Source organism: Faecalibacterium sp. HTF-F (assembly GCF_023347535.1).
Lineage (GTDB): Bacteria > Bacillota > Clostridia > Oscillospirales > Ruminococcaceae > Faecalibacterium > Faecalibacterium wellingii.
In genome coordinates, this window is sequence record NZ_CP094473.1 from 558,123 (window position 1) to 571,820 (window position 13,698).

Here is a 13,698-nt window from a genome sequence, read left to right on the forward strand (position 1 = left end):
TGGAATTAACCCATTGACAAACTAGGTAAGAAGGGATATAATGCAGACAACAAATCCACAAGCCTGATGGGAAATTGAAAGACCGGCTTGTAGAGGAGTGGGAAAGAGTTTTACGGGAAAGGAGGGCACGGATATGAAGCTGATTTGGAACGACCTGCTGCATGCAAACTTCCGCTGTGGGCGAATGTGCGGTGACCGGGCAGAACATCTGGCTGTGAACTGTACGATGCCCTCTTGTTGTGCACGAATGTGTGCCCGAATGTGACATGGGACAGTTTTGCAGCTGAATTGTGATTGCCCGGTGCGCTTTTGTATCACGCATCGGGATTTTTTGTATCAGGGAATTATACTAAAAGTACAAATAGAGAGGTAAAATACAATGTCTAACTATAAATTTGAGACCCTGCAGCTTCACGTTGGCCAGGAGCAGGCCGATCCCGCAACCGATTCCCGCGCAGTGCCTATCTACCAGACCACTTCCTATGTGTTCCGCAACAGCCAGCACGCAGCAGACCGCTTTGGTCTGGCAGATGCCGGCAACATCTATGGCCGCCTGACCAACTCCACGCAGGACGTGTTCGAGAAGCGCATCGCTGCTCTGGAGGGCGGCGTGGCTGCTCTGGCAACCGCCTCCGGTGCCGCTGCTATCACCTACACCATCGAGGCACTGGCACAGGCCGGTGACCACATCGTGGCCCAGAAGACCATCTACGGCGGCAGCTACAACCTGCTGGAGCACACCCTGACCCAGTTCGGCGTCACCACCACCTTTGTGAACGCACACGATCTGGCCGAGGTGGAGAACGCCATCCAGCCCAACACCAAGGCAATCTATCTGGAAACTCTGGGCAACCCCAACAGTGATATCCCCGATATCGACGCCATTTCTGCCATCGCGCACAAGCACGGCCTGCCGCTGGTCATCGATAACACCTTCGGCACCCCGTACCTGATCCGTCCCATTGAGCACGGCGCAGATATCGTTGTTCATTCCGCCACCAAGTTCATCGGCGGCCACGGCACCACGCTGGGCGGCATCATCGTGGACAGCGGCAAGTTCGACTGGAAGGCAAGCGGCAAGTTCGGCAACATTGCCGATCCCAACCCCAGCTACCACGGCGTCTCCTTTGCCGATGCAGCAGGCCCCGCAGCCTTTGTCACCTACATCCGTGCGATCCTGCTGCGTGATACCGGTGCCACCATTTCTCCGTTCAACGCCTTCCTGCTGCTGCAGGGCACCGAGACCCTGAGCCTGCGCATCGAGCGCCATGTGGAGAACACCAAGAAGGTGGTCGAGTTTCTGGCAAACCACCCGCAGGTGGAGAAGGTCAACCACCCCTCCCTGCCGGATCACCCGGATCACGCCCTGTACGAGAAGTACTTCCCCAACGGCGGTGCTTCCATCTTTACCTTCAACATCAAGGGCGGCCGCGAGGAAGCATTCAAGTTCATCGATAACCTGAAGATCTTCTCTCTGCTGGCAAACGTTGCGGATGTGAAGAGCCTTGTCATCCACCCCGCTTCCACCACCCACAGCCAGCTGAACGATCAGGAGCTGGCCGAGCAGCAGATCTACCAGAACACCATCCGCCTGTCCATCGGCACCGAGCACATCGATGATATCATTGCCGATCTGGAGGCAGGCTTCGCAGCTGTCCGCGGCGAGTAAATCACTTTCCCCTGAGCGTCTCCGACAGAGTGTGTATGTGCCTTGTCTTTTCTTCTTTTCTCTCCTTGTCTGATGGAACCATTCCCTGTATCCTGGGGTGTATCTGACACCTTAAACAGTTCCTAAACACAGCAAAAGGGCCCCTGCCAACCGGCGGGGGCCCTTTTGCGGTCAGATGTGCTTTTTAACCTTTGACACCGCCCAGCGCCACACCGCGGACGATGAACTTGGAGAGCAGCAGATAGACGATGATCACCGGCAGGATGGCGATGGCCACCATCATGTACACCTTGCCCATATCGAACTTGAGGAAGTCTGCGCTGCGCAGCTGTGCAATGAGGATGGGCAGGGTCTTTTTGTCGGCACTGTCCAGCACCAGAGCGGGAATGAAGTAGTTGTTCCAGCTGGCCACGAAGGAGAAGATGGCCTGCACCGCCAGAGCAGGCTTCATGATGGGCAGCACGATCTTATTAAAGGTATAGAACTCGCCTGCACCGTCGATGCGGGCGGCCTCCACGATCTCCATGGGCAGGGAAGCGTCCAGATACTGCTTCATGAAGAAGAACACCGTGGGCGCTGCGATGCTGGGCAGGATCAGCGGGACAAAGCTGTTTTTCAGGCCCATTTTGGTGATGAGCTGCAAAAAGCCAAGAGCCGACACCTGCGTGGGCATGGTCATGATGAGCAGGATGATGGCAAAGGCGGCTTTTTTGAACCGGAAATTGTAGGCGTAGATGCCGTAAGCCGTCAGGGCCGAGAAATACACGCTGAGGGCTGCCGAGCAGGCAGAGACGATCAGGCTGTTGCGGATGCCGGTGCCCACCGGGATGTTGGCGTCCGCCAGCACGTTCCGGAAGTTGGTGACGAGGGACTTGCCCGGCAGCAGCGAGAAGCCCTTCTGGATCTCAAAATGGGTGCGGGTGGAGTTGATCACCAGCACATAGAAGAAGAACAGACACAGAAAGCTGATGAGCACCAGCACCAGATAGCACCAGGCGCGGCGTGCCGCCAGTGTTGCTTTTTCAGACTGCGTTTTCGGAGTGCGTGCCATATTCACTTGCCCCCTTTAGCTGCTGCCTTCCGGGCAGCTTTCAATTCCCTGCGCTGGGCTTTGGTCAGGCCGTCATCCTCCCGGGTGAGGGAGAAGTAGACCACCACGCACAGCACCGCACAAACGAGGAACAGCACCACCGAGACAGCACCGGCCATGCCGTAGTTCTTGCTGAACAGGTGGTTGTTCAGGTACATGATCATGGTGGTGGAGGTGCGGTCCGGCCCGCCCTTGCCGTTGGTGAGGATCTGCGGCACATCGAACATCTGCAGACCGCCGATCATGGAGGTGATCATCACGTAGACCAGAATGGGCCGGATGAGCGGAATGGTGATCTTCCAGAACATCTGGTTCGGGGTGCAGCCGTCCAGCTCCGCAGCCTCGTACAGGGTGGGGTCCACGCCCATGATGGCTGCCATGAGCATGATGGTGGTGTTGCCGAACCACATGAGAAAATTCATCAGGCCGATGAGCCCACGGTTGCCCCACACGGTGTTCAAAAAGCTGATGGGAGCCTTGATCCAGCCCATGCTCAGCAGCACGGCGTTCACCGGGCCGTTGTCCGAGAACAGCGCAAAGAACAGCATGGCAAAGGCCGACGCCATAATCAGGTTGGGCATGTAGATGACCGTTTTGAAGAAGGTCTGGCCCTTCAGCTTCAGACGCAGGTCGGTGAACCATGCCGCCAGCAGCAGCGAAACGGCGATCTGCGGGATAAAGCCGATGATCCACAGGATCAGCGTGTTGCTGAAATACTTGGGCAGGTCGGTGGCGAACAGGGTAATGTAGTTTTTCAGGCCCACAAAGCTGGGGCCGATGATCTTCAGGCCGCTGCGGTAATATTCAAAAAAGCTGTAGTAGATGGTGGATGCCAGAGGGATCAGCTGGAATACCGCGAAGATGATAAAGAACGGCGCAATGAAGATGTAGCCCCATTTCGCGTAGCTGATCGACCCTTTCTTTTTCTTTTCTCCCATAGGATCGCCTCCTGTTATCTGTAGAAAAGCAAAGAGGGCGGGCGAGATATGCCGCCCGCCCTCTGTATTTACTTTTCCGTGTCAGCGAATTGGGTCATGCCGCGATCATGCGGGCCAGACCACATCGGTCAGCTCGGGGTACTTCTCCTTGATGGCGGTCTCGAAGTTTGCCTTTGCGGTATCCTCGTCCACGTTGCCGGTGAAGTAATCCTTGAACGCATTCTGGAAGCTCTCGTTCAGGCCCTGATCGTAGGGGCCTGCGTTGGACATATCGATCTTGGTTGCAGCCTCTGCAAACAGAGCGATGTGGTTCTGGCCGCCCAGGAAAGCGGAGCTGTAATCGCTGTTTGCGATCTCGTTCATAGCCTTCTCGTTGTTGGTGTAGTCCTGCGTATCCATAGTGATCTGCTTCATGATGGCTTCATCGCAGGTCAGCTTCTGCATAACATCCTTAATGGTCTCGATGTTGTCGCTGCCGGCTGCACCGCAGATCCAGGTGCCGCCCCAGTAGTAGGGCTGAGGGCCTTCGCACACGGCGTAGTCGCCGTAGATACCGTTGCCCACTTCCTCCTTGCCGCCTTCGGCCACAGGGGTCTCCAGCGAGTTGCCCAGCAGGGTGAAGTTGATGCCCCATGTGGAGTAGAAGAAGCCAAACACCTTGCCGGTGGGGCCCTGATCGGCTGCCCACTGGCTGTCCCACAGGCTGGACTTGTTGTTGTAGCCCTTGTCGGTGTATTCCTTGGTCTGCTCCACCCACTTCATGATGTTCTCGTCCACGGTGACGGTGGTGCCGTCCACCCACGGAGCGGCCACATTGTTGGAGAAGGTGCGGTATGCATCGTCAAAGCCGGACAGCATCTTGTAGCCCTTGGCAGAGGCCTGTGCCGCCACATCGTTGAACTTATCCCAGTCGGACAGGTGTGCCTGCACCTCGGTGGGGTCATCGGTGCCCAAAACATCCTTGGCGATGCTGCGGCGGTATGCGAACAGGCCGGGCGTTGCCTGCCATGTGGTGCCGCGCTGGCTGCCGTCCACCGTGACGATGTCCTTGGTATACTGGTACTGACCGGCCAGATCGGAATCGGTCAGGCCGATGTCGGCCTTCACATCCAGAACGTAGTCGGAATCTACATACTTCAGCGCGTAGTCGGCCTCGATCAGGAAAATATCGATCTTGTCATCGCCGGCGGCGCTGTCCTGACTCAGCAGTGCTTCGTCCAGCTTGTTCTGGTAGTTGTTGTTTTCGTTAGCGTTGATGGTCCACTTGACGGTGGTGCCGTCCTTCAGGGTGGTGGTGGACTTGTCCGCTGCGATCTCGGAAACTTCCGGATAGTAGTCGTTGAAGCGGCTCTGGAACTCGTCGTTCCAGCACCAGATGTTCAGCACCTTGCCGGCGGCAGAGGTGCCGGAAGCGGCTGCGCTGGATGCGGGAGCGGAAGAAGCGGTGCTGGTGGAAGCGGAGGAACCGCCGCAGGCAGCCAGAGCTGCACCAATGGTCACTGCGCCGGATGCGAGCAGGAAATTACGACGAGAGATCTTTTTCATAAGGGTAAACCTCCTTCATGGTTTTCCATTATCTGCAAAAAGCTTTCTTCTCAAAAAAAGGCTCCACGAACCAGAACCTTGGGAGACGGATCAGAGGCTGCGGACCGACCCGCCGTCCAGCAGCTTGCCGGAAACGCGGATCTGTTCCGGCAGGGTCACACGGGGGTGCTCGATGAACTCGATGAGCTTGTCGGCGGCGGTGCGGCCCAGCGCAGTGGTGTTCTGCCGGTAGGTCACCAGCTGAGGCTTGACCACCCGGGAAAGGTAGATGCCGTCGTAGCCCATCACTGAGATGTCCTCAGGGATCGAAAGGCCCGCTTCGCTGATGGCGTTGTAGCCGCCCAGCGCGGAGAAATCGTCCGGGAAGATGATGCAGGTGGGCCGCTGCGGCAGTGCCAGCAGGGCCTGAGTCTCGGCGGCACAGCGGTCAGCATCGTGGTAGATGCCCTCCCGCACATATTCCTCCGGAACCTTCAGGCCCAGCTCTTCGCTGGCCTGATAGAAGCCCGCCAGACGGTTCTCGGTGACGGCGGTCTTTTCGCCGTGGATAAAGGCGATGCGGCGGTGGCCGCAGGCCCATGCCTGCCGTACCAGCGCTTTCAGGCCGGAAACATTGTCCGAAAGGATGGCCATGCGGTTGTTGAACACATGGTCGATGGTGACGACAGGCACCTCGCTGTTCACCAGCTCCACCACCTGCGGGTCGTAGAAGTTCACGCAGGCGATCACCACGCCGTCCACATTGCGGTAGCGGCAGTGCTCCAGATAGCTCATGCTCCGGCCGCTGATGTTGTGGTTGATGAAGGTGATGTCGTAGCCGTGCTTTTCCGCTTCCACCTTGAAGCTGTCCAGCACAGCAGAAAAATATTCGTGGGTCAGGCCGCTCTGCCGTTCGTCCACAAACAAAACGCCCAGATTGTAGGTGCGGTTGGTCTTGAGGGAACGGGCGGCGGCGTTGGGCAGGTAGCCCATGCGGTGCGCAGCGGCCCGCACCCGCTCCCGGGTGGCGGCCGAGATGTCCGGCTGGTTGTTCAGCGCCTTGCTGACCGTTGCCACCGATACACCGCATTCCTTGGCCAGATCTTTCAGGGACGGCATCACTTTGCTGCCTCCTTCAGGAAATATTGTGCGGGGATGTTCTCTGTCGATTGCTTAATCGTTTTCGCAATTTCATGATAGCGCATTGTGCATCAAAAATCAAGCGCATGAGAAAAACTTTCATTGTTTTTCATGAAAGTTTGGCGTTCTGTCCGTTTCCGGGGAAGCAAAATTGTGCATTCCGGATGGATTTCGTTACATTTCGATGAAAATTGAAAACATTTTCGCTGCGAGTTTCGCTGCCGATATTATTACTTCTAAATGGGGTCCGGACGGTTTCGTTTCCCGCCGGCACCGGGAAGAACGGCAGCGGAACCGCGCAAAAAATATGAATATACGCGGGTTTGTGAACGCTGTTTCCGGAAATTTTTTTGCGGGACCCCTTGCTTTTTTGCGCGGCTTCGGCTATGCTAAAGGCGAAGAGAATGCTTCTGTCTGATTTCTTAATCGTTTTCGCAAAAACGATGCAGCCGGTTGTCCCGGCCGCTGATAAGGAGGAAGCATTTATGAGATTCGGCCATTTTGATGACGCACGCAGGGAATATGTCATCACCACCCCGCAGACCCCGCTGCCGTGGATCAACTACCTTGGCAGTGAAGACTTTTTCAGTCTGGTCTCCAACACGGCAGGCGGCTACAGCTTTTACCGTGACGCCCGGCTGCGCCGCCTGACCCGCTACCGCTACAACAGCTCTCCGCTGGATATGGACGGCCATCACATCTACATTAAAGATGGCGGCACGGTCTGGAACCCCGGCTGGCAGCCCACCAAGACGCCGCTGGACCGCTACAGCTGCCGCCACGGGTTGGGCTACACCATTCTGGAGGGCGAAAAGGACGGCATCTGCGCCGCGCAGGAGCTGTTCGTGCCCAAGGGCGATGCCTGTGAGCTGGACCGGCTGACCCTGACCAACTGCAGCGATCGTCCCCGGGAGCTGGACGTGTTCAGCTATGTGGAGTTCTGCCTGTGGGACGCTGTAGACGACAGCACCAACTTCCAGCGCAACTTCTCCACCGGCGAGGTGGAGGTGGAACCGTGTGCCATCTACCACAAGACCGAGTACCGGGAGCGCCGCGATCACTACGCGGTGTTCTGGTCCAACACCCCCGTCACCAGCTTTGACACCGCCCGGGATGCTTTTTGCGGTGTGTACGGCGGCCCGGCGGACCCGCAGGCCGTCCGTGCCGGGCACTGCAGCGGCAGCATCGCCCACGGCTGGGCACCGGTGGGTGCGCTGCATATCCATGTCACCCTTGCCCCCGGGGAGGAAAAGAAGATCCTCTTCGGTCTGGGCTACATCGAGAACCCGCAGGAGGAAAAATTCACCGACCCCGGCGTCATCAATAAGACCCGCGCCCACGCCATGATGGCCCGCTACGCCGACGATGCACAGGTGGATGCTGCCCGTGCTGCGCTGGCCGACCACTGGGAGAGCCTGCTGTCCGGCTACCAGCTGCAGTCCGGCGAGGAAAAGCTGGACCGCATGGTGAACCTCTGGCACCAGTATCAGTGCATGGTCACCTTCAACATGAGCCGCTCGGCCAGCTACTACGAGAGCGGCACCGGCCGCGGCATGGGTTTTCGGGACAGCTGTCAGGACCTGCTTGGCTTTGTACACATCGTCCCCGCCCGGGCGCGGGAGCGCATTCTGGACATTGCCGCCACTCAGTTCGAGGACGGCAGCGCCTACCATCAGTATCAGCCCCTGACCAAAAAGGGCAATCGGGATGTGGGCACCGGCTTCAACGACGACCCGCTGTGGCTCATTGCCGCCACCGCCGCCTATCTGCGGGAGACGGGCGACTGGCCCATTCTGGAAGAACAGGTGCCCTTTGAGAACGACGAGCGCAAGGCACAGCCGCTTATGGAGCACCTGCGCCGCAGCTTTCGCTTTACCTGCACCCATCTTGGCCCCCACGGCCTGCCGCTCATTGGCCGTGCGGACTGGAACGACTGCCTGAACCTGAACTGCTTCTCGGAGCACCCGGGCGAGAGCTTCCAGATCACCGGTCCCAGCGAGGGCCCGGTGGCCGAGAGCGTGTTCATTGCAGGCATGTTCGTCAAGTACGGGCGCGAGTATGCAGAGCTGTGCGACCGCCTGCAGCTTGCCGATGAGGCCGCAGCTGCCCGCCGGAGCATCGACGCCGTGGAGCAGGCGGCCCTGACCGCAGGCTGGGACGGCGCATGGTTCCGGCGTGCCTACGATGCTTTTGGCAACCCTGTGGGCAGCAGGGAGTGCACCGAGGGACAGATCTTCATTGAGCCGCAGGGCATGTGCGTCATGGCAGGCATCGGCAGGGAGACCGGGCAGGCCGCGCAGGCGCTCCGGAGCGTGGAGGAGCGACTGGACACCCCATACGGCGTGGTGCTGCACCAGCCCGCCTACACCAGCTACCAGCTGAATCTGGGCGAAATTTCCAGCTATCCGCCGGGATACAAGGAGAACGCAGGCATCTTCTGCCACAACAATCCGTGGATCAGCTGTGCCGAAACCATGCTGGGCCACGGCGACCGGGCCTTTGAGGTGTACCGCAAGACCTGCCCGGCCTACATCGAGGATATTTCCGAGATCCACCGCACCGAACCCTACGTCTACAGCCAGATGGTGGCGGGCAGGGATGCGCCCACCTTCGGCGAGGCAAAAAACAGCTGGCTGACCGGCACGGCTGCATGGACTTTCGTCAATGTGAGCCAGTACATTCTGGGCATCCAGCCCACGCTGGACGGCCTGCGGATAGACCCCTGCATTCCCCACACCCTGACCGGCTACACCGTCACCCGCCGCTACCGGGGCGCAGTGTATCACATTGCAGTGGACAACACCGCCGCCGTGCAGCACGGTGTGCAGAGCATCACGGTGGACGGCAAAGCCCTTGCGGGCAATGTGCTGCCGCTGGCTGCTGCCGGGACCACGGTGCAGGTGCAGGTGACCATGGGTTAAACCGACTTTCTCTGCTTTTTCATAATATTCTCCTCATAGCCAAACCCGCTGCGCAGACCCCTGCACGGCGGGTTTGGCTTATAAAAAAGAGCGCTCTCCAACAGCATAACAATCAAAAATGCGCTCCGCATTCACGATCATTCCCCTCCCTCTTGCAATTTTGGTGCAAAGGGTGTAGAATACAGTCACAATCAAATACAGGGGAGCTCGTGACAGCGGGCTGAGAGGAAGTATCCGAACTTCGACCCTTTTACCTGATGCGGATAATGCCGCCGTAGGAAGTCATCCATATGATTTTTTGCAGGAGGCCCCGCAGAAGGGGGTCTCCTGTTTTTTGTTGTAGCTTATTTTACTGTTCTGAGGAGGATGCCTTGTACCTTTCTGCGGGGGGACTGCCGCAGCGGACTGAGGGGGAGCGCCCTGAGTGCCGTGAATCGTCAGCGATGGGAAGCCGTGTTCCGGCGTGAGAGGAGACCAGAAAGTCTCGACCGCTTGTAGATCTTGCCTGTGCCGTCCGGTACGGGCTGTTTGCGGGGGCGCTGTACGGTTTTGCTGCTCCCGCAGGAGAAAGGAGCCTTGCCTTATGAAAAATCTCTCTGTGAAAAAGCTGGCGCTGGCCGGTATGCTGTGCGCTTTGTGCGTGGTGGGCAGCGTGTTCAGCTTCCCCATGTTTGGCAGCAAATGCGCACCCATCCAGCACATGGTCAACGTGACCTGCGCCGTGCTGCTTGGCCCGTGGTGGGGCGTGGGCGTGGCCTTTGTGGCCTCCCTGCTGCGCAACCTGCTGGGTCTGGGCAGCCTGATGGCCTTCCCCGGCAGCATGTTCGGCGCTCTGCTGTGCGGCCTTGTGTACTGGAAGACCAAAAACATCTTTGCCACTATGGTGGGCGAGGTGTTCGGCACCAGCATTCTGGGCGGTCTGTGCGCTTACCCGGTGGCCATCTTCCTCATGGGCAAGAGCGCCGGTGATATCGCATTCTATGCCTACATCGTGCCCTTCCTCATCTCCACTGCCGTGGGTTCCATCATTGCGGGCGTGCTGGTGTACAGCCTGCAGCGCTCCGGCGCACTGCGCTCCATGCAGAACAGTCTTTCCTGACAGAGGTGCACCCGAATGTTCAAAACAGAATTCGAGAACCTGCGCCGCACCTGCCCGCTCATCCATAACATTACCAACTACGTCACTGTGAACGACTGCGCCAACATGGTGCTGGCCTGCGGTGCTTCGCCCATCATGGCTGACGATGCTGCCGAGGTGGAGGACATCACCACCATCTGCGGCGGACTGAACATCAACATCGGCACCCTGAACAGCCGCACCATCACCAGCATGCTGCTGGCGGGCAAAAAGGCTAATGCGCTGGGCCATCCTGTGGTGCTGGACCCGGTGGGTGCGGGTGCATCCCGCCTGCGCACCGATACGGCCTACCGCCTGCTCCGGGACGTGAAGTTCGCGGTGATCCGCGGCAATGTCTCGGAGATCAAAACGCTGGCCTCCGGCGCGGGCACCACCAAGGGTGTGGATGCCGATGTGGCTGATAAAGTCACTGAGGAAAATCTGGATTCTGCCGTGGCCTTTGCCAAAAAGTTTGCGGCTCAGACCGGTGCCGTCATTGCCATCACCGGTGCCATCGACATCGTGGCCGATACGCAAAAAGCCTATGTCATCCGCAACGGCAATCCCATGATGAGCAGCATCACCGGCACCGGATGCCAGCTCTCAGCGCTCACGGCGGCTTTCGTTACCGCCAACCCCGGCCATCCGCTGGAAGCTGCTGCAGCCGCAGTGTGCGCTATGGGCCTTGCGGGCGAGATCGCCCACAAGCGGCTCACCCCGCAGGACGGCAACGCCACCTACCGCAGCTACATCATCGATGCCATTTACAATATGACCCCGGAACAGCTGGAAGAAGGAGCAAACTATGAAGTGCGATAAGCAGAACATGCTTCTGTATGCCGTCACCGACCGCGCATGGGTGGGAAAACAGTCCCTCTATGAGCAGGTGGAAAGCGCCCTGAAGGGCGGTGTCACCTGTGTGCAGCTGCGTGAAAAAGAGCTGGACGACGAAGCTTTTCTGAAAGAGGCTGTGGAGATCCATGCTCTGTGCCAGCGCTACGGCGTGCCGTTCTTTGTGAACGACAACGTGGACATTGCCATCCGCTGCCACGCCGAGGGCGTGCATGTGGGGCAGGAGGATATGGCTGCAGCGCAGGTGCGCGCCCGTGTGGGCGAGGGAATGATGATCGGCGTTTCCGTCCACAGCGTGGAGGAAGCGCAGGAAGCTGTGAAGCACGGCGCAGACTGCCTTGGTGTGGGTGCGGCCTTTGCCACCCATACCAAGACCGATGTGGACGTTCTGCCCCACGAGACCCTGAAGGCCATCTGTGACGCCGTGGACATCCCGGTGGTGGCCATCGGCGGCATCCACAAAGAGAACATCCTGCAGCTCAAGGGCACCGGCGTGGACGGTGTGGCCCTTGTGAGCGCCATTTTTGCAGCAGACGACATCGAGACCGAGTGCCGGGAGTTGAAGGCGCTTTCCGAGCAGATCATCTGACCGATCCCGCGGCAAACCGGGGGCACCACCTTGGGCCGCGTTATAAAATTCATGGAGAAAACCAACATGAAAAGCGTATTTTGCGCAGGTGCCGGCATCCAGAACGTTCTGCTTTTTCTGAATGACGGCTACTTGCCTGCCACCCTTGCCTGCGGGTCGGGAGTTTCTCCGAGGACCGTCCGCTGGGGTGGGACCCTGCTGCCGCAGGCAGTAGGGCGGGCGACGGAATGACCTGCAACAGCAACGACCGCCGCCAGTGGCGGAAACAGGAAGTTGCTGTTGGGGCAGCGGCCAGCAGGATGCGAGTGCTGCTCAATGCACGAAGCATCCGCTGGGTGCCGCAACCCGTACTCGTGTCCGAGGAGAAAGCTCCCGGCACGCAGGCTAACCCGCATCAATGTATGACCAGCACCCTGCTGTTCAGAGATAAACTGTCATTTGGAGGAACAGAGCGTATGCAGACTTATACCACTCAGATGGATGCTGCCCGCAAGGGCATCATCACGCCGCAGATGGAGATCGTGGCAAAAAAGGAATACCGCACCACCGAGGAGATCCGCCAGTGGGTCGCTGAGGGCAAGGTAGCCATCCCCGCCAACAAGCACCACGAGTGCCTGAACCCCGAGGGCGTCGGCTCCATGCTGCGCACCAAGATCAACGTGAACCTTGGCGTCTCCCGCGACTGTAAGGACTACAACGTGGAAATGCAGAAGGTGATGAGCGCCGTCAACATGGGTGCAGAAGCCATCATGGATCTGTCCAGCCACGGCAACACCCAGCCCTTCCGCCAGAAGCTGACCCACGAGTGCCCGGTGATGATCGGCACCGTGCCGGTGTACGATTCGGTCATCCACTACCAGCGCGATCTGGCAGAGCTGACTGCACAGGACTTCATCGATGTGGTGCGTCTGCACGCAGAGGACGGCGTGGACTTTGTCACCCTGCACTGCGGCATCACCCGCAAGACCATCGAGCAGATCCGCAAGCACAAGCGCAAGATGAACATTGTCAGCCGCGGCGGCTCTCTGGTGTTTGCATGGATGAGCATGACCGGCAACGAGAACCCCTTCTACGAGCACTTTGACGAGATCTGCGAGATCTGCGCCGAGCACGATGTGACCATCTCGCTGGGCGATGCCTGCCGTCCCGGCTGTCTGGCTGACGCCACCGACGTGTGCCAGATCGAGGAGCTGGTGCGTCTGGGCGAGCTGACCAAGCGCGCATGGGCACACAACGTGCAGGTGATGGTGGAAGGCCCCGGCCATGTGCCCCTGAATCAGGTGGCTGCCAACATGGAGGTGCAGAAGAGCATCTGCATGGGCGCACCCTTCTATGTGCTGGGACCCCTGGTCACCGATATCGCCCCCGGCTACGACCACATCACCGCTGCCATCGGCGGCGCCGTGGCAGCCGCCAGCGGTGCAGCCTTCCTGTGCTATGTGACCCCCGCCGAGCATCTGGCTCTGCCCAACGTGGACGATGTGAAGCAGGGCATCGTGGCCTCCAAGATCGCTGCCCACGCCGCCGATATCGCCAAGGGCATCCCCCACGCCCGGGACATCGACGACAAGATGGGCGATGCCCGCCGCGTGCTGGACTGGGATGCACAGTTCGCCTGCGCACTGGACCCGGAGACCGCCAAGGCCATCCGCGACGCCCGCCTGCCCGAGGACGACCACAGCGACACCTGCAGCATGTGCGGCAAGTTCTGCGCTGTGCGCAGCATGAACAAGGCGCTGGCCGGTGAGTACATCGACATTCTGTAAGCGTTTCCCCGCGCTGAAAGGCGCTTCTTCCTCCGGGACTGTTGCACAAGCCGTGCGGCAGTCCCTTTTTTGTGGGACGATTTAAAATGCCC

General features: G+C 59.1%; 12 protein-coding genes and 1 riboswitch. Of the genes, 8 read left to right on the top strand and 4 right to left on the bottom strand.

All coding sequences use genetic code 11. From position 1 onward, the window contains the following. Positions 1-379 precede the first annotated feature (379 nt). Positions 380-1,669: an O-acetylhomoserine aminocarboxypropyltransferase/cysteine synthase family protein gene (locus MTP37_RS02610; protein ID WP_249238078.1), complete on the top strand. Its 1,290-nt coding sequence runs from the start codon at positions 380-382 to the stop codon at positions 1,667-1,669. Between the two features lie 184 nt (positions 1,670-1,853). Here the strand turns inward: MTP37_RS02610 and MTP37_RS02615 are convergent, their stop codons facing one another. The 4 genes from MTP37_RS02615 to MTP37_RS02630 form a co-directional block, all read right to left on the bottom strand. Continuing rightward, the gene (locus MTP37_RS02615; protein ID WP_249238079.1) at positions 1,854-2,720 is read right to left on the bottom strand and encodes a carbohydrate ABC transporter permease; all 867 of its coding nucleotides are present in this window, start codon (positions 2,718-2,720) and stop codon (positions 1,854-1,856) included. A 2-nt stretch (positions 2,721-2,722) separates the two neighbouring features. After that, positions 2,723-3,697 carry a carbohydrate ABC transporter permease gene (locus MTP37_RS02620; RefSeq protein WP_249238080.1) on the bottom strand — a complete coding sequence of 325 codons (975 nt, stop codon included), beginning with the start codon at positions 3,695-3,697 and terminating at the stop codon, positions 2,723-2,725. Between the two features lie 105 nt (positions 3,698-3,802). Then, complete coding sequence (locus MTP37_RS02625) at positions 3,803-5,242, bottom strand: twin-arginine translocation signal domain-containing protein (protein ID WP_249238081.1); 1,440 nt, start codon at positions 5,240-5,242, stop codon at positions 3,803-3,805. A gap of 90 nt (positions 5,243-5,332) precedes the next feature. Further along, entirely contained in the window at positions 5,333-6,340 is a 1,008-nt protein-coding gene (locus tag MTP37_RS02630; RefSeq protein ID WP_249238082.1) for a LacI family DNA-binding transcriptional regulator, read from the bottom strand. A gap of 205 nt (positions 6,341-6,545) precedes the next feature. On the opposite strand from MTP37_RS02630, the gene MTP37_RS02635 reads away from it, so the two are divergent. The 7 genes from MTP37_RS02635 (at position 6,546) to thiC (ending at position 13,606) form a co-directional block, all read left to right on the top strand. Continuing rightward, positions 6,546-6,779, top strand: coding sequence for a hypothetical protein (locus MTP37_RS02635; RefSeq protein ID WP_249238083.1), 234 nt, complete (start codon positions 6,546-6,548; stop codon positions 6,777-6,779). Between the two features lie 67 nt (positions 6,780-6,846). Further along, positions 6,847-9,282, top strand: a complete 2,436-nt coding sequence (locus MTP37_RS02640) for a GH36-type glycosyl hydrolase domain-containing protein (RefSeq protein ID WP_249238084.1) — start codon at positions 6,847-6,849, stop codon at positions 9,280-9,282. 189 nt (positions 9,283-9,471) lie between these two features. Further along, a riboswitch (TPP riboswitch) is annotated at positions 9,472-9,580 on the top strand. 285 nt (positions 9,581-9,865) lie between these two features. Then, on the top strand, positions 9,866-10,381 hold the full coding sequence (gene thiW, locus MTP37_RS02645) for an energy coupling factor transporter S component ThiW (protein WP_249238085.1): 516 nt from the start codon (positions 9,866-9,868) through the stop codon (positions 10,379-10,381). A 15-nt stretch (positions 10,382-10,396) separates the two neighbouring features. Then, positions 10,397-11,218, top strand: a complete 822-nt coding sequence (gene thiM, locus MTP37_RS02650; RefSeq protein WP_249238086.1) for a hydroxyethylthiazole kinase — start codon at positions 10,397-10,399, stop codon at positions 11,216-11,218. Further along, complete coding sequence (gene thiE / locus MTP37_RS02655; protein WP_249238087.1) at positions 11,205-11,840, top strand: thiamine phosphate synthase; 636 nt, start codon at positions 11,205-11,207, stop codon at positions 11,838-11,840. Before thiM ends, thiE begins: the two co-directional genes overlap by 14 nt. Before the next feature lie 66 nt (positions 11,841-11,906). Next, entirely contained in the window at positions 11,907-12,071 is a 165-nt protein-coding gene (locus MTP37_RS02660; protein WP_249238088.1) for a hypothetical protein, read from the top strand. Between the two features lie 224 nt (positions 12,072-12,295). Then, positions 12,296-13,606: a phosphomethylpyrimidine synthase ThiC gene (thiC, locus tag MTP37_RS02665; RefSeq protein ID WP_044953845.1), complete on the top strand. Its 1,311-nt coding sequence runs from the start codon at positions 12,296-12,298 to the stop codon at positions 13,604-13,606. Positions 13,607-13,698: the final 92 nt, after the last annotated feature.

What these genes read in the sequence shown, in the direction of transcription:
- thiE (WP_249238087.1), top strand. Translation starts at nt 11,205, where the DNA reads ATGAAGTGCGATAAGCAGAACATGCTTCTGTATGCCGTCACCGACCGC.
- MTP37_RS02635 (WP_249238083.1), top strand. Translation starts at nt 6,546, where the DNA reads ATGAAAATTGAAAACATTTTCGCTGCGAGTTTCGCTGCCGATATTATT.
- MTP37_RS02660 (WP_249238088.1), top strand. Translation starts at nt 11,907, where the DNA reads ATGAAAAGCGTATTTTGCGCAGGTGCCGGCATCCAGAACGTTCTGCTT.
- MTP37_RS02610 (WP_249238078.1), top strand. Translation starts at nt 380, where the DNA reads ATGTCTAACTATAAATTTGAGACCCTGCAGCTTCACGTTGGCCAGGAG.
- thiW (WP_249238085.1), top strand. Translation starts at nt 9,866, where the DNA reads ATGAAAAATCTCTCTGTGAAAAAGCTGGCGCTGGCCGGTATGCTGTGC.
- MTP37_RS02625 (WP_249238081.1), bottom strand. Translation starts at nt 5,242, where the DNA reads ATGAAAAAGATCTCTCGTCGTAATTTCCTGCTCGCATCCGGCGCAGTG.
- thiM (WP_249238086.1), top strand. Translation starts at nt 10,397, where the DNA reads ATGTTCAAAACAGAATTCGAGAACCTGCGCCGCACCTGCCCGCTCATC.
- MTP37_RS02630 (WP_249238082.1), bottom strand. Translation starts at nt 6,340, where the DNA reads ATGCCGTCCCTGAAAGATCTGGCCAAGGAATGCGGTGTATCGGTGGCA.
- MTP37_RS02620 (WP_249238080.1), bottom strand. Translation starts at nt 3,697, where the DNA reads ATGGGAGAAAAGAAAAAGAAAGGGTCGATCAGCTACGCGAAATGGGGC.
- MTP37_RS02640 (WP_249238084.1), top strand. Translation starts at nt 6,847, where the DNA reads ATGAGATTCGGCCATTTTGATGACGCACGCAGGGAATATGTCATCACC.
- MTP37_RS02615 (WP_249238079.1), bottom strand. Translation starts at nt 2,720, where the DNA reads ATGGCACGCACTCCGAAAACGCAGTCTGAAAAAGCAACACTGGCGGCA.
- thiC (WP_044953845.1), top strand. Translation starts at nt 12,296, where the DNA reads ATGCAGACTTATACCACTCAGATGGATGCTGCCCGCAAGGGCATCATC.